The sequence below is a fragment of the Marinobacterium aestuariivivens genome (assembly GCF_042661465.1).
Lineage (GTDB): Bacteria > Pseudomonadota > Gammaproteobacteria > Pseudomonadales > Balneatricaceae > Marinobacterium_A > Marinobacterium_A aestuariivivens.
Genome location: NZ_JBHSWE010000001.1, coordinates 3,282,468 through 3,302,555, shown reverse-complemented (window position 1 = coordinate 3,302,555; position 20,088 = coordinate 3,282,468). Strand labels below are relative to the sequence as shown.

General features: G+C 62.2%; 18 protein-coding genes and 5 pseudogenes. 8 read left to right on the top strand and 15 right to left on the bottom strand.

What is annotated here, in order from left to right:
- Position 1 precedes the first annotated feature (1 nt).
- From ACFQDL_RS17200 to prfB, 10 genes and pseudogenes are all read right to left on the bottom strand, one after another.
- Positions 2–502, bottom strand: a complete 501-nt coding sequence (locus tag ACFQDL_RS17200; protein WP_379910108.1) for a TRAP transporter small permease — start codon at positions 500–502, stop codon at positions 2–4.
- An 81-nt stretch (positions 503–583) separates the two neighbouring features.
- Entirely contained in the window at positions 584–1,588 is a 1,005-nt protein-coding gene (locus ACFQDL_RS17195; protein WP_379910107.1) for a TRAP transporter substrate-binding protein, read from the bottom strand.
- 63 nt (positions 1,589–1,651) lie between these two features.
- Positions 1,652–3,060: pseudogene (locus ACFQDL_RS17190) on the bottom strand (amidase).
- A gap of 224 nt (positions 3,061–3,284) precedes the next feature.
- On the bottom strand, positions 3,285–4,031 hold the full coding sequence (locus tag ACFQDL_RS17185; protein WP_379910106.1) for an aspartate/glutamate racemase family protein: 747 nt from the start codon (positions 4,029–4,031) through the stop codon (positions 3,285–3,287).
- Positions 4,032–4,308: 277 nt separating this feature from the next.
- Positions 4,309–5,760 carry an NCS1 family nucleobase:cation symporter-1 gene (locus ACFQDL_RS17180; protein ID WP_379910105.1) on the bottom strand — a complete coding sequence of 484 codons (1,452 nt, stop codon included), beginning with the start codon at positions 5,758–5,760 and terminating at the stop codon, positions 4,309–4,311.
- A 463-nt stretch (positions 5,761–6,223) separates the two neighbouring features.
- Positions 6,224–6,937, bottom strand: coding sequence for a GntR family transcriptional regulator (locus tag ACFQDL_RS17175; RefSeq protein ID WP_379910104.1), 714 nt, complete (start codon positions 6,935–6,937; stop codon positions 6,224–6,226).
- 148 nt (positions 6,938–7,085) lie between these two features.
- A pseudogene (ung, locus tag ACFQDL_RS17170) lies at positions 7,086–7,771 on the bottom strand (uracil-DNA glycosylase).
- 94 nt (positions 7,772–7,865) lie between these two features.
- On the bottom strand, positions 7,866–8,246 hold the full coding sequence (locus tag ACFQDL_RS17165) for a hypothetical protein (RefSeq protein WP_379910103.1): 381 nt from the start codon (positions 8,244–8,246) through the stop codon (positions 7,866–7,868).
- An 89-nt stretch (positions 8,247–8,335) separates the two neighbouring features.
- Positions 8,336–9,838 carry a lysine--tRNA ligase gene (lysS, locus tag ACFQDL_RS17160; RefSeq protein WP_379910102.1) on the bottom strand — a complete coding sequence of 501 codons (1,503 nt, stop codon included), beginning with the start codon at positions 9,836–9,838 and terminating at the stop codon, positions 8,336–8,338.
- Positions 9,839–9,889: 51 nt separating this feature from the next.
- A complete protein-coding gene (gene prfB, locus ACFQDL_RS17155; protein ID WP_379910101.1) occupies positions 9,890–10,984 on the bottom strand; it encodes a peptide chain release factor 2 in 1,095 nt (364 codons plus the stop codon).
- Between the two features lie 206 nt (positions 10,985–11,190).
- On the opposite strand from prfB, the gene ACFQDL_RS17150 reads away from it, so the two are divergent.
- A complete protein-coding gene (locus tag ACFQDL_RS17150; protein ID WP_379910100.1) occupies positions 11,191–12,441 on the top strand; it encodes an MFS transporter in 1,251 nt (416 codons plus the stop codon).
- Here ACFQDL_RS17150 and fldB read toward each other — a convergent pair.
- Together fldB and ACFQDL_RS17140 are read right to left on the bottom strand one after the other, a co-directional pair.
- On the bottom strand, positions 12,408–12,932 hold the full coding sequence (gene fldB, locus ACFQDL_RS17145; protein WP_379910099.1) for a flavodoxin FldB: 525 nt from the start codon (positions 12,930–12,932) through the stop codon (positions 12,408–12,410). The two genes, ACFQDL_RS17150 and fldB, sit on opposite strands and share 34 nt — an antisense overlap.
- Positions 12,933–13,017: 85 nt before the next feature.
- Positions 13,018–13,344 (bottom strand): phasin family protein, encoded by a 327-nt coding sequence (locus ACFQDL_RS17140; protein WP_379910098.1) that lies wholly within the window; start codon positions 13,342–13,344, stop codon positions 13,018–13,020.
- A gap of 134 nt (positions 13,345–13,478) precedes the next feature.
- Here ACFQDL_RS17140 and gloA point away from each other — a divergent pair, with 134 nt between their 5' ends.
- The 5 genes and pseudogenes from gloA (at position 13,479) to ACFQDL_RS17115 (ending at position 15,417) form a co-directional block, all read left to right on the top strand.
- The gene (gene gloA / locus ACFQDL_RS17135; protein WP_379910097.1) at positions 13,479–13,871 is read left to right on the top strand and encodes a lactoylglutathione lyase; all 393 of its coding nucleotides are present in this window, start codon (positions 13,479–13,481) and stop codon (positions 13,869–13,871) included.
- Between the two features lie 141 nt (positions 13,872–14,012).
- Positions 14,013–14,288 (top strand): annotated as a pseudogene (locus ACFQDL_RS17130) (hypothetical protein); the annotation flags it as partial.
- A 1-nt stretch (position 14,289) separates the two neighbouring features.
- Positions 14,290–14,595: pseudogene (locus ACFQDL_RS17125) on the top strand (hypothetical protein); the annotation flags it as partial.
- 48 nt (positions 14,596–14,643) lie between these two features.
- Positions 14,644–14,877, top strand: a complete 234-nt coding sequence (locus tag ACFQDL_RS17120; RefSeq protein ID WP_379913498.1) for a hypothetical protein — start codon at positions 14,644–14,646, stop codon at positions 14,875–14,877.
- 93 nt (positions 14,878–14,970) lie between these two features.
- Positions 14,971–15,417 carry an RDD family protein gene (locus tag ACFQDL_RS17115; RefSeq protein ID WP_379910096.1) on the top strand — a complete coding sequence of 149 codons (447 nt, stop codon included), beginning with the start codon at positions 14,971–14,973 and terminating at the stop codon, positions 15,415–15,417.
- 122 nt (positions 15,418–15,539) lie between these two features.
- Here the strand turns inward: ACFQDL_RS17115 and lptG are convergent, their stop codons facing one another.
- From lptG to lptF, 3 genes are read right to left on the bottom strand one after another with little or no spacing between them, the layout of a single operon-like run.
- Positions 15,540–16,601, bottom strand: a complete 1,062-nt coding sequence (lptG, locus tag ACFQDL_RS17110) for an LPS export ABC transporter permease LptG (protein ID WP_379910095.1) — start codon at positions 16,599–16,601, stop codon at positions 15,540–15,542.
- Complete coding sequence (locus tag ACFQDL_RS17105) at positions 16,598–16,885, bottom strand: LptF/LptG family permease (RefSeq protein ID WP_379913140.1); 288 nt, start codon at positions 16,883–16,885, stop codon at positions 16,598–16,600. Before ACFQDL_RS17105 ends, lptG begins: the two co-directional genes overlap by 4 nt.
- Positions 16,864–17,706 carry an LPS export ABC transporter permease LptF gene (gene lptF / locus ACFQDL_RS17100; protein ID WP_379910094.1) on the bottom strand — a complete coding sequence of 281 codons (843 nt, stop codon included), beginning with the start codon at positions 17,704–17,706 and terminating at the stop codon, positions 16,864–16,866. The genes ACFQDL_RS17105 and lptF overlap by 22 nt, the downstream gene beginning before the upstream one ends.
- A gap of 248 nt (positions 17,707–17,954) precedes the next feature.
- Here lptF and ACFQDL_RS32880 point away from each other — a divergent pair.
- Both ACFQDL_RS32880 and ACFQDL_RS17080 read left to right on the top strand, forming a co-directional pair.
- A pseudogene (locus ACFQDL_RS32880) lies at positions 17,955–19,461 on the top strand (leucyl aminopeptidase).
- A complete protein-coding gene (locus ACFQDL_RS17080; protein WP_465263966.1) occupies positions 19,458–19,907 on the top strand; it encodes a DNA polymerase III subunit chi in 450 nt (149 codons plus the stop codon). Before ACFQDL_RS32880 ends, ACFQDL_RS17080 begins: the two are co-directional and overlap by 4 nt.
- The last annotated feature ends 181 nt before the right edge of the window (positions 19,908–20,088 follow it).

The following is a 20,088-nucleotide window of genomic DNA, read 5'->3' as shown; positions in this document are numbered from 1 at the left end:
TTTATTCCACTATCGGCTTGTCGATACGATAGGCACCGATAATCAGCCCCTGAACGGTGCGCACAAATGCCAGGCAAAACGCCAGGAACATGCCCAGGTTGATCACCCAGATCGAGATGCCCGTCGTCATGCTGGTCTGGCCGCTGGCCAGGGCTCGCATGGTCGTGCCGTAACTCTGCCAGGCGAGGTAGCCGATAAAGACCAGCATGCAGATGCCGACAAAGACCTCCGTGACCCGCTGCAGCGCCGGGGGAAACTTGTCTACCAGCAGCGGAATACCACCATGCTGGCCGGTTTTGCACGCCGAGGCCGCACCGAACAGCGCCCCCAAAAGAAACAGAAACCGGGCCAGCTCCTCGGACCAGGCGATCGAATAATGGAAGAAGTACCGGGACAGTACCCCCATGAATATCAGGATTACGATGGAGCCGCAGAACGTGACAACCGTGAATTTTTCCAGCCTGTCGAGCCAGCTTGTGGCTTTTGCAGCGACATATTTCATTATCCGTCTCCTTCGAGCGCAAACCGGCTGAGCCCGCGACTGCCGGACCGATGCCCGGCCGCGGCAGTTGCGGGAGCGGTCCTAGTGACTCAGAGCCTTGACTTGAGCTTCAACCTCGCTGACCAGCTCGGCACCGACTTTCTCCTTGAACTCAGCATAGACCGGCGCCACTTTGGCCTTGAATCCGGCAAGCGCTTCCTCGGACGGCGTATGGATGCTGACACCCGACGCCTCCATGACCCTGGCCAGTTCGGTCTCCTCGCTGGCCGCGACTTCACGCTGATGGATCATCGCGTCCTTGGCCGCCTGGGCGACCAGGGCCTTGTCGTCATCGGACAGCCGTGCCCAGAAGACATTGCTCGCCAGCATGCCGATCGCCTCGAACGAGAAGTTGACCATCGAAATGTTCTTGCTGACCTCGTAGAAACGGGACGAGTAGATCAGCGGAATCGGCGAGATACCGCCATCGATGGCGCCGGCCTGCAGGGCGCTGAACACTTCGGCAAAGCTCATGGCCACCGGTACGGAGCCAATGGACGACCAGGAATTGAGATAGAGCTCCAGCCCCGGGGTACGGATTTTCACACCGGCGATATCATCCACGGTCTCGATCGGGCCGGGATTGGTATAGAGCTGAAAGAAGCTGCCGGAGCCCCAGGCCAGCGCCCGAATGCCCTGGGATTCCAGCTTCGCGGACAGCTTGTCGCCCACGGGCCCGTCCATGACGGCCATCGCCGCATCGGTATCGGGGAAAATCCAGGGCATGGAGACGACGATGAAATCCGGGTTCAACTGGCTCAGCCAGGGTGTCGATTTCATGATGATATCGACCGCGCCCGCCTGGGCCATCTCCAGCTCGACCCGGTCGTTACCGCTGACCAGGGTGCCATTGGCGTACACTTCAACCTTGTGCTCGCCCTCGCTGCGCGCTTCGACAAGCTCCTTGAACTTGTTCGCCGCCTTGACCCAGTTCGACGAGTCGGACACCGTGGTGCTGAGACGGATGGTATCGGCGCTCGAGGTACCAGCGACCAGGCCGGCGGTCATGACGGCTGAAACCAGTAGCTTCTTGATTGTTGTTTTCATTGCTCACTCCAACAGAGTTTGGATTGGTGCAGTTGTTCGGATGGCAGGTGCCATCCCGTTTCGTTATCCGGCCCTTCGATCCATGGGCCACCGGGGCACGGCGAACGGATCGCCGAAGGCCTGTTCCACGACACGCCCCAGTGCCAGTGCGCGGGCATCCTGAAAGCGCGGCACGATGATCTGGGCGCCCATCGGCAGGCCGTTGGAGGCCAGGCCGCAGGGGACCGAGACCGCCGCATGAAAGGTGTGATTGACGATCGGCGTGAAGACCGCATGCCCACGCGGGGACACCGGGACACCGTCGATCGTCGCCGGCCCCAGTTCGCTAAACGGCCAGGCGGTACAGGGCGTCGTCGGCGTCAGCACCGCATCGCTGGCCGCGAACAGGTCCGCCATGGCCCGGTACAGTTCGGCACGGTGGAAGTAGGCCGCGGCCACTTCGGCGCCGTTCAGGGACAGGCCTTTTTCGATCTGCGCCGCGATATCGGGGTCGAACCTCAGCGCATCCTGCCGGAAGGCGTCGCCATAGAGCGCGGCCAGTCCGGCGAACTGTAGCGTGGAAAAGGCGTCCTCACCGGCACCTTGCGGCCAGACCGGGTCGCGCTCCTCGACGATGGCACCGGCACTCTCCAGAGCGTCCGCCACCGCCCGGGTCGCCGCCGCGACTTCGGGATCGACTGGCACAGTCAGGCCGAAACGCGGGCTGAAGGCGACACGGACACCCTTTACGTCCGTGCAGTGCCCGAGTGACGCAGCACCTCCCTCGGGGGTATCGGCGTCGTAGCGATGGGCACCGGCCAGCACCGACAGGACCGGCGCCAGATCGTCGATCCGGCGCGTCATCAGGCCGATCACGCCATTACCGAACAGCGGCTCCTGGAAACCGGTCGGGTGCGGAATCAGCCCGCAGGAGGGTTTGAAGCCGACCACGCCGCTATGCGCCGCCGGACGCCGGGTGGAGCCGCCGCCGTCGGTGCACAGCGCGAAAGGCCCGAGGCCGGCCGAAACCGCCGCCGCCGCGCCCCTGACGAACCGCCCGGCGTCATCGTCGCATTCCAGGGGTTGCGGGTCGGACCGTAGAGCTTGTTGGTGGTCACGCCCTTGCAGGCGAACTCCGAACTGTTGCTGTGACCCAGGATCAGCGCGCCGGCCTGGCGCAGCCGGGCAACGGACACCGCATCCCGGGGCGCGACGAAGTCCGCGAACAGCTCAGAGCCCTGGGTTGCGGTACGGCCTTCGACCCAGATCGTGTCCTTGACGGTAAAGGGCACGCCAAGCAGCGGCAGCCGTTCGCCGGCCGCGACCCGTGCCTCGAGCTCTCGCGCCTGCCGCTGCAGCCAGGCGGCATCGAAGCGAACCACGGCGTTGAGATCGGGGTTGCGCTCAGTTGCGATGGCGGTGAAAGCCCCCGCCACCTCGCTCAGACTGATTTCGCCCCCGGCCACCGCCCGGCAAAGGGTCGTCAGATTCATCTGCGCAAGATTGTTCGCCAGATCGTTCATGCTTCACTCCCGTTGTGTTTTGCCCAGTCCTAGGAGCCTGTCTGACTTAGCCGATCGTAGCGAGGGAAAGTCCGTTTTGAGTCAGTTTTTGAGCGATTCTGCGGCGAATAGTGGTTCTATTTAACAAGGAAGCGCTCAAAAAATGGCCAAAATCGGCTTTTCCGCAGTAGATCAGTGTTAAGTCCGACAGGCTCCTAGTCACGGTGCTCGATACGCGCCGCCAGCAGGTCGTTCAAACCACGGGTATCCTTGGCGCCAGGGCGTCGGAAGGTACCCACCTCCGGTGCCTTGAGCTGCATCGTCACCAGCCCTTCGATCTGCTTGATCGCCGCGGCACAGCAGTCGATCATCGGCACCGGTACGCGATCCCGGATGCGGTCCGCCAACCCGGACAACGGCGCGCCGGCAAGCACGATGACATCGGCGCCATCCTCCTCTACGGCCCTGTTGGCCAGTTCCGCCAGCAGCGCTTCCTTCTCGTCGCGCACCGAACCGATCGACTTGAACGACTGGTCCAGCATGCGGATCGCGCAACAGCGGTCCTGCAGCTGATTCCATTCGACACACTCCCGATACCAGGCCCCCAGCGCGGTCGAGAAAGTCACGATGGCGAATTTCTTGCCGACCATGCAGGCGGTGAGCATGCCCGCCTCTGCCAGCCCGACAATCGGAATGTCGAACAGCTCACGGGCAGCGCCGAGCCCCGGATCGCCGAACGCGGCCAGGATGGCGCCATCGACGTTGCGGTGTTGCTGCGCCAGGATCTCCAGCGCCGCGTTGGCGCCGATGACCGCCTCGGCGCGGTTGGCAATATAGGGAACGCCGAAGGTCCCGGTGGCCGGAACGATCTCGGTGCCGGCGGCAGCATACTTTCGTGCCACCTCGGCCAGCTGATCGGTGAGGACATCGGAGGTGTTTGGATTGAGAAGCAGTATTTTCATAAGCGGCCCTTGTACGGGTGTTTTTTACCGATACTGACACTTTTGAATTCATAATTCAATATTATCGATCACAACATTACAGCCCGCCATCGCCCGTCCCGGAGCTCGGGGGCGGCCTTTCACCATCACTTTCGGTTTTGCGCAATCGATCTGCTGCGTACCGGAACAGCGCCATCCCTGGCGCGCCACGAAAAAAGGCCCATACAAAGTATGGGCCCTGGAGCAGGAATAACGGGGGTTTGCAGCGGCCCGGCCATCGCCGTGCCGGGCGCCGAATTCAGACCTGTTGCGCAGCCGGCACGGCAGAGCCGCGCATCAGCCCCCAGTGGATCAGACCACCGAGTATCGCGCCGATCACCCAGCCATAACCCGCCAGCGCAGCCAGGGCGGGTACCCAGACAGTGGCGACGGAGAAGATCGCTGCCGCGCTGAAGCCGATGATCGCCTTTCTGTTCCAGCCACCATCATAGTAGTACTTGCCCCCGGGATCGGCCGAGAACAGGTCCTGGATATCGAGATTGCCGCCCTTGATCAGGTAGTAGTCGACGATCATGATGCCGTATACCGGCGCCAGCACGGCACCCAGGGTATCGACGAAACCCGCGATGCCGATCTGGCTGACCACCGAAACCCAGAGACCACCGATGAAGAAGGCGATCACCGCGGTGATCAGACCGCCCATGCGGAAGTCGATCTTGCTCGGTGCCAGATTGGCGATGTCGTAGGCCGGCGGCACGAAGTTGGCCACCAGGTTGATGCCGATGGTGGCGGCGAAGAAGGTGATGGCGGCGACGACAGTCAGAAAGGTGTTGTCGACCCTCGCGATGATATCGGTCGGGTTGGTCAGGGCTTCGCCGAACAGCACCACGGTACCCGCCGTCACGAACAGGGCGATAAAGGAGAATACCGCCAGGCTGACCGGCAGCCCGAGCAGGTTGCCCTTCTTCATCTCGGCTTCATTGCGCACGAAGCGGGAGAAGTCGCCGAAATTGATCACCACCGCGGCAAAATAGGCGATCATGGTACCGACGATGGCGACGAAGGCGGAGAAGCTGCTGCCTTCGTAATCGGATGCGCCGCTGAATATGGTGCCCACGGCATCCAAAAGACCGCCGCCCGCCTTGTACCAGATCACCGCCATCAGCGCGAACATGACCAGATAGACGAAGGGACCTGCCCAGTTGAGGAAGCGGGTGATCCACTCCATGCCGCGCCAGAACAGGTAGATCTGAAAACACCAGACCAGCACGAAGGAGAGCCAGTCGACTCCGGTCATGCCGAGGAAAGTCGCGGTGCTTTCGACCGCGAAGAGCGTATTGATCAGCAATGCAATGGCCGTCGACGCGAAGTAGGTCTGCACGCCATACCAGAAGATCGCCACGATGCCGCGGATCACTGCCGGAAAGTTGGCTCCGCGCACGCCCATGCTGGCGCGGGCCATGACCGGATAGGGAATGCCATAGCGGACACTCGGTCTGCCCGAAAGGTTCACCAATCCCATGACGATGAAACCGGCCAGGATAATGGCGGCAAAAACCGCCCAACCGCTGAGGCCGTACGTGATAAAGAGGGAGGCCGCCAGCGTATAGCCGAACAGGCTTTGAATGTCGTTGGACCAGACGTTGAAGATTTCGAACCAGCCCCAGGTTCGTTTCTCCGCCGGAATCGGCGCCAGATCCTCGTTGTGAAGACTGGTGTCGATTTTTTTAATTGTTAGATTTTCGCCCATGGTTTCCACCGTTTATTGTTATGTCCGGTCATCCTGAGGATGCCACCGAGCTCTTTCATTGCGAACAATAACGTTCACAAACTCATTCCATCTGTCGCCTCACCTGCCCTGAGCGTCCTGCATCTCGGGACCCGCTCGGTTCCCGATATGGGTTGCACCGGGCTGAATGACACCCCAAAAATAGTCCATATCGAGACATTTTTGCAAACATTATTGTTTACAATAATTTCAACAAATACGGATATGATGCAGCGAAATTCAGCTGGGGAGGCCAATCGGCAGGCGAGCAACTGGGGACCCATGCGCAGGCATGGGTCTTGAGAATGCCCGAAACATCAGGGTATCGGGGCAGCAGGGTGCTAAACGGGCGACGGAATACAAGGGCGACACTAGAAATTTGTTAACAATAGAGTCAACAAGTGTCCTGAGGTATTTTCAGGACAGGGCCGGGTTGGCCCCCGCCCTAGCCGGCGAAGATCGACTTGAGGTCAATGGCGCCATTGATGCCGGAGGCCAGGTCCAGTTGATCCTCGAGGTGGCAAAGATGCTCCATCATCAGTTCGACCGCTCTGTCGGCGTTCCGCTGCTCGAAAGCGTCGATCAGCCCGCGGTGCTCGCAGCAGGGATGCCTGGCCGTCTGCTCGGCATGACGGGCGCTGGCCAGCTGATACTGGGCGATGATCAGCGATGTGCGGGAAACGATCTCGCGCAGGAAGTGCGTCAGTACCGGCTTGTCGGCGAGTTCGCCGATCTTCAGATGGAACTCGCCCGACAGGCGGATGCGCCGGTTGAGGTCACCATCCCTGTGCGCCTGCTCTTCCAGCGCGACATGATCCTCCAGCGCCTGTTTCTTCGCCGGCGTGAAGGTCTGCGTCAGTTCTCGCACCAGTTCGGTCTCGATCAGCCGCCGCGCCTGGAACACCTCCCGCGCTTCCTTGACCGTCGCCTTGGCGACGTAGGCACCGCTGTTGGGCACCAGGTTGACGAGGTTGTGATGGGCCAGGCGCTGCAATACCTTGCGGATGCCGCCACGGCTGGTCTGGAACACCTCGCAGAGATCCTCCTCCTTGAGACGGGTGCCTGGCTGCAGCTTGCGCTCCATGATGGCGCTCCAGATCCGGTCGTAAACCTCGTCTGCGCCGGGCTTGGCGGTTCTAGCCTTGTCGTTGGTTGTCATGATTCGACTTCAGGTTCTGCATAACAGGGTTATGGACAGAATCGTCCAAAGACGGGGGCGACATTCTGTTGCGCCCCGCCCTTAACGATGCCCAAAAGCGGGGCATCGGACAAACATTATACGCCGATGTTAACGATCACCGGCACCCTCATACCGGATCGGCCGGCAGCTGCCAGTCGATCGCACCGCGACCATGGGCCTCGAGATAGGTATTCGCCTGACTGAAATGGCGGCAGCCGAAAAAGCCGCGGTGCGCCGCCAGCGGCGACGGGTGCGGCGCCTGCAAAACCAGGTGACGGCTGCGGTCGATAAAGGCGCCCTTCTTCTGGGCATAACTGCCCCAGAGCAGGAAAACCACGTGCTCGCAGCTGTCGTTGACCGCATGAATCACGCGGTCGGTGAACTGCTCCCACCCCTACCCTGGTGCGACCCGGCCAGGCTCTGCTCCACCGTCAGCACGCTGTTGAGCAGCAGCACACCCTGCCGCGCCCAGCTCTCGAGAAAACCGTGGCGTACCGGCTCGACGCCGAGATCGGACTTCAGTTCCTTGTAGATGTTCTGCAGCGACGGCGGCACCCTGATGCCGGGGCATACCGAAAAGCAGAGCCCGTGGGCCTGGTCAGGCTGATGGTAGGGGTCCTGGCCGAGAATCACCACCCGCACCTGCTCCAGCGGCGTCGCCTCGAGGGCGTGAAACCAGTGATCCGAACGGGGGTAGATGACTTTCTGCCGGTCCTTCTCGGTACGCAGAAACTGCTTCAGTTCCTGCATATAGGGCTGCTCGAACTCGGCGACCAGCGCCGGCTGCCAGCTCGGGGCCTGCTCCAGTACCATCCTTTATCTCCTTTTCGATCGTTCTTCGCAGAATAACGGGACAACGCAGACTGTGGCCGCGCGACGCGAATCGCACCGGCTCCGTCCTTGTTCTTCAGGGCTGCCCTGAATCCTTGATCGAGCCGTCGGCATCGCGCAGCGCCTTGATCACCCGACCGTGGTAGAGCGAATAGTACCGGATCTTGCCCGGTGCATGGGCGAAGAAACCCGAGATCAGAATGATCAGTACGAACACCGGCGCCATCAACCCGGGCCAGGGAATGACCAGCCCGAGCAGCAGCAGTTTCAGCAGGATCGCCTGGCCGCGCAGCTGCAGCAGCCAGACGCCGTCGCGATAGAGCTCCATCAACACCATCGCCAGCCCCGCGCCAAAGCCGAGCCAGAGAAAGCCCAGCCACTGTTCGGGCGGCAACCGGTAGAGGAAATGACCGGCCAGTCCCGCGATACCGACCAGGTGCAGGCAGCGCAGCGCCATGTTGAGGTAGCGCTTGCCCGGTACCCGGCGCGACGATGACGGAAACAGCAGGGATCGCCAGTGCGCGCCCTGCTGCAGATTGTCCCGGCTCAGACGCGTGGCCGCATGGCCGGGAACAGAATGACGTCGCGGATCGACGGCGAATCGGTGAACAGCATCACCAGCCGGTCGATGCCGATGCCCTCGCCGGCGGTCGGCGGCAGCCCGTATTCCAGCGCATTGATGAAGTCGGCATCGTAATGCATCGCCTCATCGTCGCCGGCTTCCTTCTCGGCCACCTGCGCGCGGAAGCGCTCGGCCTGGTCCTCGGCATCGTTGAGCTCGGAGAAGCCGTTGGCCAGTTCGCGGCCGCCGACGAAGAACTCGAAGCGGTCGGTGACGAAGGGATTGTCGTCGCTGCGACGCGCCAGCGGGCTGACTTCGGTCGGATACTCGGTAATGAAGGTGGGCTGATCGAGACGGTGCTCGACGGTCTTCTCGAAGATCTCGATCTGCACCTTGCCCAGTCCCCAGCCATCCTTCAGTTCGATGTCGAGGCGCTCGGCGATCTGGCGTGCGGCATGCTCGTCGGCCAGGGCTTCGGCAGTGATGTCCGGATTGTAGTGTAGGATGGAATCGAACACCGACAGGCGCTGGAACGGCTTGGCCAGGTCGTATTCGAAGGTTTCGAGCACCTCGCCCTCTTCGTTGCGCACGGTGTTGACGATGGTGCTGGTGCCCAGCACTTCCTGCGCCACTGTGCGCAGCATATCCTCGGTCAGGTCCATCAGGTCGCGGTAGTCGGCGTAGGCCTGATAGAACTCGATCATCGTGAACTCGGGGTTATGCCGGGTCGACAGCCCTTCGTTGCGGAAGTTGCGGTTGATCTCGAACACCCGCTCGAAGCCGCCGACCACCAGCCGCTTGAGGTAGAGCTCCGGCGCGATGCGCAGATACATGCCGATATCGAGGGCATTGTGGTGGGTGACGAACGGCCGCGCGCTGGCACCGCCCGGGATCGCCTGCAGCATCGGTGTCTCGACCTCGAGGAAACGGCGCTCACTGAGGTAGCGGCGAATCGCCGCGACGATGCCGGAACGTACCTCGAACACCTTGCGCGAGGGCTCGTTGGTGATCAGATCGACATAGCGCTGGCGGTAGCGCATCTCGGTGTCCTGCAGCCCCTTGTGCTTGTCGGGCAGCGGCCTCAGGCTCTTGGTCAGAAGCTCGAATTCCTGCATGTCGACGTAAAGGTCGCCCTTGCCGGACTTGTGCAGCTCACCGCGCACCGCGATGATATCCCCCAGGTCCAGCGACTTGGCGAAATTGCGGGCGCCCTTGTTGACGTACAGCTGGATGCGGCCACTCATGTCCTGCAACACCACAAAGGCGCCGCGGTTGAGCATCACGCGCCCGGCAACCGCCGCCTGGATGCCGGCCTCGGCCAGCTCTTCCTTGCTCTTGTCGCCGTGGGCCTGCTGCAGATCGGCGGCATAGCTGTCGCGGCGGAAGCTGTTCGGGAAGGCGTTGCCCTGCTCGCGCAGCGCCTTGAGTTTCTCGCGCCGCTCCGCGATCAGGCGGTTTTCGTCTTGCGGCTGGATGTTCTCGGACATCGGTGAACCTTTATCAGTCAGTCGTTAAATTCCGGAAGCGGGATCGGACGCTCAGAGGCCGGCCTTGAGGCTGGCTTCGATGAACATGTCCAAGTCGCCGTCCAGGACCCGGTCGCAGTTCGAGGTCTGGACGTTGGTACGCAGATCCTTGATGCGGCTGTCGTCGAGCACGTAGGAACGGATCTGGCTGCCCCAGCCGATATCGGCCTTGGAGTCTTCCAGTTTCTGTGCCGCCTCGTTGCGCTTGAGCATCTCCAGCTCGTAGAGCTTGGAGCGCAGCTGCTTCATACAGAAGTCCTTGTTCTGGTGCTGCGACCGCTGGCTCTGGCACTGTACGACGGTATTGGTCGGGACATGCGTAATACGCACCGCCGACTCGGTTCGGTTGACGTGCTGACCACCGGCGCCGGAGGCGCGGTAGACATCGATACGCAGGTCCGCCGGATTGATTTCAATCTCGACGTTGTCGTCGATCTCGGGCGACACGAAGACAGAGGCGAAGGAGGTATGACGACGGCCGCCGGAATCGAACGGCGACTTGCGCACCAGTCGGTGAACGCCGGTTTCGGTACGCAGCCAGCCGAAGGCATACTCGCCCTCGAAGCGGATGGTCGCACTCTTGATGCCGGCGACTTCGCCTTCGGACACCTCGATCAGCTCGGTCTTGAAGCCCTTGTCCTCACCCCAGCGCAGATACATGCGCAGCATGATGTTGGCCCAGTCCTGCGCCTCGGTACCGCCGGAGCCGGCCTGGATATCGACGAAGGCATTGTTGCCGTCGGCTTCACCGGAGAACATGCGACGGAACTCGAGATTCTCCAGACGCGAGGTCAGTGCTGCGACTTCCTTCTCGACTTCGGCGACGGTATCCGCATCATCCTCCTCGACGGCCATATCGAGCAGCTCGCGCGCATCGGCCGAGCCGCTATCGAGCTCCTCCAGCGTGCGCACGACTTCCTCGAGCTGCGCCCGCTCCCGACCCAGTTTCTGGGCGTTGTCGGGATCGTCCCAGACGGACGGGGATTCCAGTTCGCGCTCCACCTCTTCCAGACGCTCTTTCTTGCCGTCATAATCGAGATAAACGCGCAGGGTAGCGGCACGCTCGCCGATATCCTTGAGGGCGTTGATGATCGGATTAATTTCCATCGCTTGCGTTCGATACTCGCAGATTAGAAAAAGGGCGGTATTTTAACCGATCCGCCAACGGCTTTAAATGATAGCTTAAGGGGAAGGCGACAAGTGACGACAGGGAAGCCGTTCCATATCCCTTATCGCCATGCGCCGATCCTGGCCTGGTCGCTGTCACTCTCCAAACAGGCACTGACCGCCCGCCTTTCCGGAATCCTGCTTCCATGACCACCCTGCTGCGACTGATCATACCCTTCGCCTTCGGCTACATGCTGTCGTACCTGTTCCGTGTCATAGGTGCCGTGGTATCGCCGGCACTGGTGGACGAACTCGGCCTCGACGCCTCGACCCTGGGGCTGATATCGAGCTTCTACTTTCTCACTTTCGCCGCCTGCCAGCTGCCACTGGGGGTGATGCTGGACCGGATCGAGGTGCGCAAACTGACCGCGGCCCTGCTGCTCATCGCCGCGGCCGGCAGCCTGGTCTTCGCCACCGCCGAAACGGCGACAGGTCTGCTGATCGGCCGCGGATTGATCGGCATCGGCGTTTCGGCCTGCCTGATGGGTGCCTTCAAGGCCTATGTGCTCTGGCTCCCGACGGCCCGTTTGCCGCTGGTCAACGGCATTCAGCTTTCCAGCGGAGGCATCGGGGCGATGCTGGCCACCACACCGGTGGAGCTGGCCCTGGGCATCACCGACTGGCGCGGGCTTTTCATCGCCATGGCCGGCCTCTGCATGCTGGCATCGCTGCTGCTCTGGTTTCTGGTCCCGAAAAGGGCCGTCGAGGCGACGACGGGCACACCGGAACACCCGCTCAGAACAGTGCTCGGCATCGTGCGGGATCCGCGTTTCTATTGCGTGGCGCCGGCCAGCCTGCTGTGCAGCTCGACCTTTATCGCCGTACAGTCGCTCTGGGCCGGCGACTGGCTGCGCGAAGTGATGCAGCGGTCACCGACCGAGGCCGCCGATCTGCTGTTCGTCATGGCCTGCGGCGTGATTTCCGGTTTCCTGCTGATGGGGCTGATCGCCGACCGGCTGCAGCACCTGGGGCTGCCGCCCCGCAACCTGAGTCTGGCCGGCATACTGATCTTTGTCTCGCTGATGATATTGCTGCAGTTCGACGGAGGCGCGCCCAACGCGATTCTCTGGGCGCTACTGGGCTTTTTCAGCACTTCGGGTTCGCTGATGTTCGCGAGCCTCGCCCAGCAGTTTCCGAGACACCAGAGCGGCCGGGTCAGCACCAGTCTGAACCTGGGCATCTTCGTCTCGGCGTTCCTGATCCAGTGGGGACTCGGCGGTATCGTCGAACTCTGGGAAGCGGACAGTGCCGGCCACTATCCGGCCGCGGCTTACCGTGTCGCCTTTGCGCTGGCAGCCGCCATACCGGCGGCAGGACTGCTCTGGTACTGGCTGAGCGCAGCCCGACTGAACGCAGTCCGCCGTCAGCCGGATAGGCCGAAGGCTTCCAGCACCTGAGGCACCCAGGCCTCGATCCGGGCATCGGTTTCGGCACGCTGGCTGTCCTCGTCCAGCGCCAGCCCGACAAACCGGCTGCCGTCGGCTGTCAGCGCCTTCGACGCCTCGAAGTCGTAGCCCTCGCGGGGCCAGTAGCCCACCGGCTCTGCACCGGCGTCACGCAACCGGTCATGCAGCATCCCCATCGCGTCGAGATACCATTCCGCATAACCGATTTGATCGCCCAGGCCGAAGAGCGCAAAACGGACGCCAGGCAGCTCCAGGCTGTCGAGCTCGTGCCAGATATCGAGCCAGTCTTCCTGCTGCTCGCCAAAATCCCAGGTCGGGATACCGAAGATCAGCAGGCGGTAGTCGTCGATGCCCGCCAGGCCATTGTCGGCGACATCGAAAAGGTCGACCTGGCCGGGTCCGATCAGGGCGGCGATGCGTTCTGCCACCTCGGCGGTATTGCCGGTGGTCGAACCGAAGAATAATCCAATGGGCGCGGGCATCTGATGCTACTGGCAGGAAAAAGACAAAATGGGAGGGGAGAGCAGCGACCATCAGCGCTGCTCCGCACAAAAGACTTGGCCAGGATTACTTCCTGTCAAAGGCGTCGAACTGTTCCTGGGTGACCTTCTCGATCGCCGCGCGGGCGTCGTTCAGCGCCTTCAAATTCTGTTCGCCCGCGCAACGCAGCGTCTCTTCGAGCTCCCTGGCATAGGCTTTCTGCAGTTCCAGAAGGTCATTGGCATTCTGGCACTTCTGCATTTCCTTGGTCTGCTGAATCGTCGCCTCGATGCAGGACTTGGTGCATTCCATCTGCTGGCGGGTCAGTTCCTCGAGCATCTTGGTCTGAATATTGACCAGATCCTTGAACGGATCCATGGAGCTGCCGAACTGTTTGGAGAACTCTTGAAACATGGGACTCACCCTCTGTCAGGCGATATCGGTTTTCGATTGCCGTAAATTAATCAATAAGCCCCTATAATACAGCACTCGAACCGGATTTGGGCAAGGCGCGGGGAACCGGCGCCAATGTTTTTGGAGAAGTGGTTATGCGTATTCTACACACCATGTTGCGAGTCTCCGACCTGCAGAAGTCGATCTCCTTCTATACCGAACTGCTGGGCATGCGCGTGCTGCGGCGCAAGGACTATCCTGACGGCCGCTTTACCCTGGCCTTTCTCGGTTATGGCGACGAATCCGAAAATACCGTGCTGGAACTGACCCACAACTGGGATACGGGAAGCTATGACCTGGGCAATGCCTACGGCCACATTGCCATCGAGGTCGACGATGTCTACGAAGCCTGCGACATCATCAAGACCAAGGGTGGCCAGGTCGTGCGGGAGGCGGGCCCGATGAAACACGGCAACAGCGTGCTGGCCTTCGTCAAGGATCCCGATGGCTACATGATCGAGCTGCTCGACGCCTCCCGCGGCGACTAGTCCTGCTCCGACGGGCGGCCTGGGCGGCCCGTCATCATTCGATCCCCCCATCCCCGGCTCCGCCTCACATTAGAACAACCTTAACTTCTTTTGATCCCGGTTCGGCCCACTCCGTTTCCCCGGTGCCGGTGCGTCGCTATAATGGGCCCCGATTTCGAATCCAGAGTTTCCCAACCGCGACGCAAGGGAGCACCATTTCCGATGAGCAAAAGAGCACTTCTGGCGGCTGCAGGCCTGTTATTGAGCCTGCACAACACCCCGCTGCTGGCAGCCGATCTCGGTAAGGCGACCCGGGCCTTCGAGAGCCAGGACTACGACGAAGCCCTGGACGAGCTGGAGCAACTGAGCAAGGAGGGCAACCCTGACGCCCTCAACATGCTCGGTCAGATGTACGAAAACGGCTGGGGCCTGAACCAGGATATCGAGAAGGCGGCGGCCCTGTACAAGCGCGGCGCCAACCAGGGTCACCTCGAGAGCGTCAACAGCCTTCGCCGTCTGCAGGACATCGAGTACCGCAAGGAGCTCGAGCGTATCGAGCCACAGGCCAGGAAGGAGATGCCCGGGCCCAGAACCGCCTCGGCGAAATGTACGAATTCGGTTACGGTGTCGAGCGCAACCCCTGGAAGCCTACACCTGGTATCGCCGGGCTGCCGAACAGGGTCTGGTCGCGGCGCAGCACAACATCGGCCGTTGCTACAACTTCGGTACCGGGGTCGAGCAGAATTTCGAGGAAGCCGAGCGCTGGTACCGCCGGGCTGCCGAACAAGGCCACATGGACGCCATGTTCTTCCTCGGCACGCTCTACTCCAACGATCATGGCCGCGACACCAGCGCCGATACCAATGTCATCGCCTACGCCTGGATGCACAACTCGGCTCAGCTGGGGAACGCCACCGCCTCGGCAATCGAAAAGCGCCTGCTGATGAAGCTCGACCCGGATCAGACCAAAGCCGCGCAAGCCCTGGCCTCCGAATACCTCGAGAAGTACGTCAAGCCGTTCAAGTAAGAGGAGACAGAGGACAGTTAACAGAAGACAGTGAGGGTCGTACTCTGAGACCTCCCTGCTGTTGACTGTTTTCTGTTAACTCATGACGTGACTATGCATATTCCCTACCCCGAGAGCCCGCGCGTACTGCGACCGGCAAGTCTTGCACGCCGACTGCTGGCGATGCTGTACGACACTCTGCTCGTCATTGCGCTCTGGATGGTGCTCGGTGCCATCGCCGTGACGCTCAACGGCGGCGAGGCGGTCGATGGCCCGCTGTGGCGCACGGTACTCTTCGTCGCCACCTACCTGTTCTTCGCCTACTTCTGGACCCGTTCCGGCCAGACGCTGGGGATGCTGGCCTGGCAGCTGCGGGTGCAGACCGTCGCCGGCGGCCATATCAACTGGACCCAGGCGCTGACCCGCTACATGGTTGCGATCCCGTCGCTGCTGCTGTGCGGCCTCGGCTACTTCTGGATCCTGATCGGCGACGAAAAACTCAGTTGGGGCGACCGGCTCTCCGATACCCGGGTCGTGCAGCTCGAGAAGAAAAAGCCGTAAGGTGGAATGAGCACCGAAGGTGCGAATTCCACCGAAGACATCAGGCACCGGCGAGGCCAATCGAAACAGGCTGCAGAGCGTGTCCGCCCCCACCGGTGGAATTCGCTTCGCTCATTACCACCCTACTTCGCTCTTTTCAGCATCCAGGCACCGACCGCCAGGCACACCAGGATCGGTAGCAGCACCGCCAGCAGCGGCGTGAAACCGTAAACGCTGCTGGCCGGGCCCAGCATGTCCTGGGCGAACTTGAACACCAGTCCGACCATGATGCCGACGATCAGGCGCTGTCCCACGGTCACGCTGCGCAATGGCCCGAATATGAACGAGATGCCGATCAGCACCAGTGCCAGGATGCCAAGCGGCTGCAGCAGCTTGTTCCAGAAGGCCAGCTCGTAATCGACACTGCTGAGTCCCTGCTCCGCCAGATAGGCAGAAAAGGCCCGCAGGCCGGTGATCGACAGGTCCACCGGCTCGACCACGATGACCGATAGCAGCGTCGGCGTAAGACCCGACTGCCAGACCTCGCCGTCACGGGTAACCACTTCGGTGCGGTCGCCGTGGAACAGCGTCTCGCGCACCTCTTCCAGCTGCCAGGCACCGTTACGGTACTCGCCACGCCGGGCATAGCTCGCCGATGTCAGATCCCGGTCACCGTCGATGCGATAGCGGGTGACACCGAAAATGATGCCGTCCGGCTGCACCGCGTTGATATGGATAAAGGCGTCCCCCTCGCGATGCCAGACGCCATGGCGCGATTTCAGGGCCTCGCCGCCGGACTGCACCAGCGCACGCCGGCTCTGGGCGATCTGCTCGGTATGGGGCACTACGTACTCGCCCAGCAGCAGCGCGCCAACCACCAGTACCAGCACCGGCTTCATCACGGCCGCCACGATACGCCCGGTCGAAACGCCGGCGGCCCGCATCACGGTCAGTTCGCTATGGGATGCGAGCATCCCCAGACCGATCAGGCAGCCGACCAGGCAGCTCAGCGGCAGAAACTCGTAGATGCGGCGCGGCGCCGTCATGCCCAGATAAATCAGCGCTTCCAGCATGTCGTATCGGTCATTCAGCGAATCGAGCTCGTCCACCAGCGAGAACAGCAGGTCGAGCCCGACCACGATCAGCATGACCACCAGGATCGCGCCCAGCACATGCCTGGCAATATAGAGATCGAGCCGGGTCATGAATGCTTCCCCTTGAGTCGGCGCAGGGACGGCAGACGATGGTAGAGCTGCTCCCAGAAACGTTCTGCAAATATCAGATTCAGTGCCAGCGCCAGGAAGAGGCCATGCACCAGCCAGAGGGCCGCCACCGGCGTCTCGGCGTCCTCGACACCACTGCGCGCGGCCCCCAGCAGGGTCAGGTAGAGCAGATACAGCAGGATGGACGGAATCAGCTTGGCGAAACGCCCCTGCCGCGGATTGGTACGGCTCATCGGCACCGCGATCAGCGCCACCACCAGCGCCAGTACCGGCAGCGACAGTCGCCAGTGAAGCTGCGCCCGGCGCCGGGTCGCGCGTCGTCCAGCAACGCCAGGGTCGCCATCGACTCGAGCTTGTCGCGACGGCTGTCGCCGCTCGGCTCCGGCAGGCGCACGCCGTACTCGCGGTAATCGATTCGACGGTAGTCGGCCTCGCCGGGTATGCCCTCGTAACGGACGCCGTCCTGCAGCACCAGGTAGCGGTTGCGATTGGCGTTGTCATAACGGTAGCCGCGATCGGCCAGCACCACCACCGGACGGCCGCCCCCGGTGCTGTCGGAGATGAACAGCTTCTCGAGGCCGCCCGAGTCGCCGGCCTGACCTTCGGTATAGGAGACCCGGTTGCCGCCCGGCAGCGGCTGGAAGCGTCCCGGCACCAGGGTGTCGAACTCGCTGATACTGTCCTGGCGCTCATAGACGCGGTCGGTCATCGCGGCGCCCAGGGGCGACAGGTAAAGCCCGAGAAACCCGACCAGCAGCGCGACGAAGAGCGCAGGCCCCAGGGCATAGAGCACCAGCCGCCTGTGACTGACGCCGCAGGCACGCAGGACCACCATTTCGCTCTCGAGATAGAGTCGGCCGAAGGACAGCAGTATGCCGAGGAAAAGGCCGAGCGGCAGAATCAGCTCGAGAAAGCCCGGCAGGCGAAACAGCAGCATCTGCGTCAGCAGCTCCGGCGCCAGTTTGCCGGCGGCGGCATCGCCGAGGTATTTGATAAAACGCCCGCTGACGATGATCATCAGCAGAATACCGCTGACGGCGGCCGTGCTGGTCAGTACCTCGCGGGTCAGGTATCGAAAAACGATCAAGTCGCACTACCCTGTCGGTTTGGAATCCGTGAAAGCGTCCCGGGGCCGGGGGTCTCGTTACCGCCGGCCACCGCTGTCATGAACGTCAGCGATTTCCTGATTCTGTATTTGGAGCCTGCACGACAAAAGGCCCGGGGCGGCGAGGTCACCGGGACTTATTCAGAGGCTCCCGAATAGTTTATAGTGCATTGCACTCGGGATGCGGCATTATCCCTAAATCTGCTTTTAAAGTCTTGTACGGAGCTATCATGGATTTCGAGATAGTAAGCGGCGCCATCGAAGCGCTGGAAACGGAATTGCTGATCGTCGGCATCGAGGCCGACGGCGCCCTGACACCCGCTGCGCGCACCCTGGACAGCGCCAGCAACGGCTACCTGTCCGACATCCTCGGCGGCGGCGATATTCAGGGCAAGGTCGCCGAGAGCCTGCTGCTGCACCGAATCCCCAACGTCGCAGCCAAGCGGGTGCTGCTACTGGGCCTCGGCAAGGCCGATGACCGCAACGACCGCAACTACCGCAAGGTGATCAAGGCGGCGTTCGCCACCATCAAGGGCATTCGCGCCGGCAGTGCACTGTTCGCGCTGGATGTGCCCTGTACCGCACAGGACGACCTCTACCGCCAGACGCGCCAGCTGGTCGAATGGGGTACCGCCGAGCTGTATCAGTACGACGAGACCAAGAGCAAGAAAGCCGACCCGCTGCAGCTGGCCCACATCCACGTTCTGCTGCCGGAAGACGATGTCGAGATCGGCGAGCACGCCCTGGTCGACGGTGTCGCCATCGCCAACGGCGTCTCGGTCGCACGCGATGTCGGCAACCTGCCGGGCAACATCTGCACCCCGACCTATCTCGCCCAGCAGGCGGTCCGCCTTGGCGACGAGTACGACAGCATCAGTACCCAGGTGCTGGACGAGGCCGAGATGGAAAAGCTCGGCATGCACTCGCTGCTCTCGGTCGGCCATGGCAGCGACCAGCCGTCGAAGCTGATCGTCATGGAGTACCGCGGCAGCGAAAGCCGACGACCAGCCCTACGTGCTGGTCGGCAAGGGCATCACCTTCGATACCGGCGGCATCAGCCTCAAGCCCGGCGCCGCGATGGACGAGATGAAATTCGACATGTGCGGTGCCGCGAGCGTACTCGGCGCCCTCAATGCCGTGGCCGAGATGGCACTACCGATCAATGTCGTCGGCATCATCGCCGCCGCCGAGAACATGCCCAGCGGTCGTGCCACCAAGCCGGGCGACATCATCACGACGATGTCCGGCCAGACCGTCGAAGTGCTGAACACCGATGCCGAAGGCCGCCTGGTGCTCTGCGACGCCCTGACCTACGCCGAACGCTTCAAGCCGAAGACCATCGTCGATATCGCCACCCTGACCGGTGCCTGCATCGTCGCCCTGGGCAACCACGCCTCGGGCCTGCTGGCCAACGACGATGCCCTCGCCGACGAACTGCTGCAGGCCGGCGAATTCGCCTCGGACCGCGCCTGGCGTCTGCCGCTCTGGGACGAGTACCAGGAGCAGCTGGACTCGAACTTCGCCGATATCGCCAATATCGGCGGCCCACCGGCTGGCACCATCACCGCCGCCTGCTTCCTGTCGCGCTTTACCAGGAAGTATCGCTGGGCACACCTGGATATCGCCGGCGTGGCCTGGAACAACAAGGGCAAGGAAAAAGGCGCCTCGGGTCGCTGCGTACCGCTGCTGAGCCAGTACCTGCTGGACCAGGTCGAAGAGAGCGAGCACGCCCATTGAGTCGGACGGACTTCTATATCCTGGCGGCCGCCGACGAGGACAGCCGCCAGCAGTTTCTCTGCCGTCTGAGCGAAAAGATCCTGGGGCTGGGGCTCAGGGTCTTCGTGCATGTCCCCGACGAGATCCGCGCCGGCCGCCTCGACGACCAGCTCTGGTCCTGGCGCCCGGACAGCTTCGTGCCACACGTCCTGGAGGGCAAGGCTCCGGACGCGCCGATCACCATCGGCTGGGGCGACCAGTTGCCTGAACACCGCGACGTCTACGTCAATCTCGGCCTCGAACTGCCCCCGCTGCGCTGGCATTCCAGCGCATCGTCGAGATCGTGGTACAGCAGCCGGACCTGCTCGAAGCCAGCCGCCACAACTGGCGCCTGTGCCAGCAGCATGGCCTGGAGATGCACCGCACCGATATGCGGGGGTAGGTTACGCGTGACACGTAACGCGTAACCAACATCCCCCTGCCCCCCATCAACGCGACTGCAGCCTTTTCCTGCTTTGATTGAAGCCTCCCTATACTGAGAGGCACCGAACAGGGAGCGTAACGCCGAGATGAAAAAAGCCTGCTGCTGATCCCGCTGGCACTGCTGATCGCCGGGGGCCTGTACTGGTGGCAACGCGAAGAGCCGAT

Bases quoted from the DNA above. Each gene is read 5' to 3' on its own strand.
- ACFQDL_RS17200 (WP_379910108.1), bottom strand. From the start codon at position 502: ATGAAATATGTCGCTGCAAAAGCCACAAGCTGGCTCGACAGGCTGGAA.
- ACFQDL_RS17195 (WP_379910107.1), bottom strand. From the start codon at position 1,588: ATGAAAACAACAATCAAGAAGCTACTGGTTTCAGCCGTCATGACCGCC.
- lptG (WP_379910095.1), bottom strand. From the start codon at position 16,601: ATGACCCGGCTCGATCTCTATATTGCCAGGCATGTGCTGGGCGCGATC.
- ACFQDL_RS17175 (WP_379910104.1), bottom strand. From the start codon at position 6,937: ATGACAACCAACGACAAGGCTAGAACCGCCAAGCCCGGCGCAGACGAG.
- lysS (WP_379910102.1), bottom strand. From the start codon at position 9,838: ATGTCCGAGAACATCCAGCCGCAAGACGAAAACCGCCTGATCGCGGAG.
- prfB (WP_379910101.1), bottom strand. From the start codon at position 10,984: ATGGAAATTAATCCGATCATCAACGCCCTCAAGGATATCGGCGAGCGT.
- ACFQDL_RS17115 (WP_379910096.1), top strand. From the start codon at position 14,971: ATGCATATTCCCTACCCCGAGAGCCCGCGCGTACTGCGACCGGCAAGT.
- gloA (WP_379910097.1), top strand. From the start codon at position 13,479: ATGCGTATTCTACACACCATGTTGCGAGTCTCCGACCTGCAGAAGTCG.
- ACFQDL_RS17150 (WP_379910100.1), top strand. From the start codon at position 11,191: ATGACCACCCTGCTGCGACTGATCATACCCTTCGCCTTCGGCTACATG.
- ACFQDL_RS17180 (WP_379910105.1), bottom strand. From the start codon at position 5,760: ATGGGCGAAAATCTAACAATTAAAAAAATCGACACCAGTCTTCACAAC.
- ACFQDL_RS17120 (WP_379913498.1), top strand. From the start codon at position 14,644: ATGGACGCCATGTTCTTCCTCGGCACGCTCTACTCCAACGATCATGGC.
- fldB (WP_379910099.1), bottom strand. From the start codon at position 12,932: ATGCCCGCGCCCATTGGATTATTCTTCGGTTCGACCACCGGCAATACC.
- ACFQDL_RS17140 (WP_379910098.1), bottom strand. From the start codon at position 13,344: ATGTTTCAAGAGTTCTCCAAACAGTTCGGCAGCTCCATGGATCCGTTC.
- ACFQDL_RS17165 (WP_379910103.1), bottom strand. From the start codon at position 8,246: ATGGCGCTGCGCTGCCTGCACCTGGTCGGTATCGCGGGACTGGCCGGT.
- ACFQDL_RS17185 (WP_379910106.1), bottom strand. From the start codon at position 4,031: ATGAAAATACTGCTTCTCAATCCAAACACCTCCGATGTCCTCACCGAT.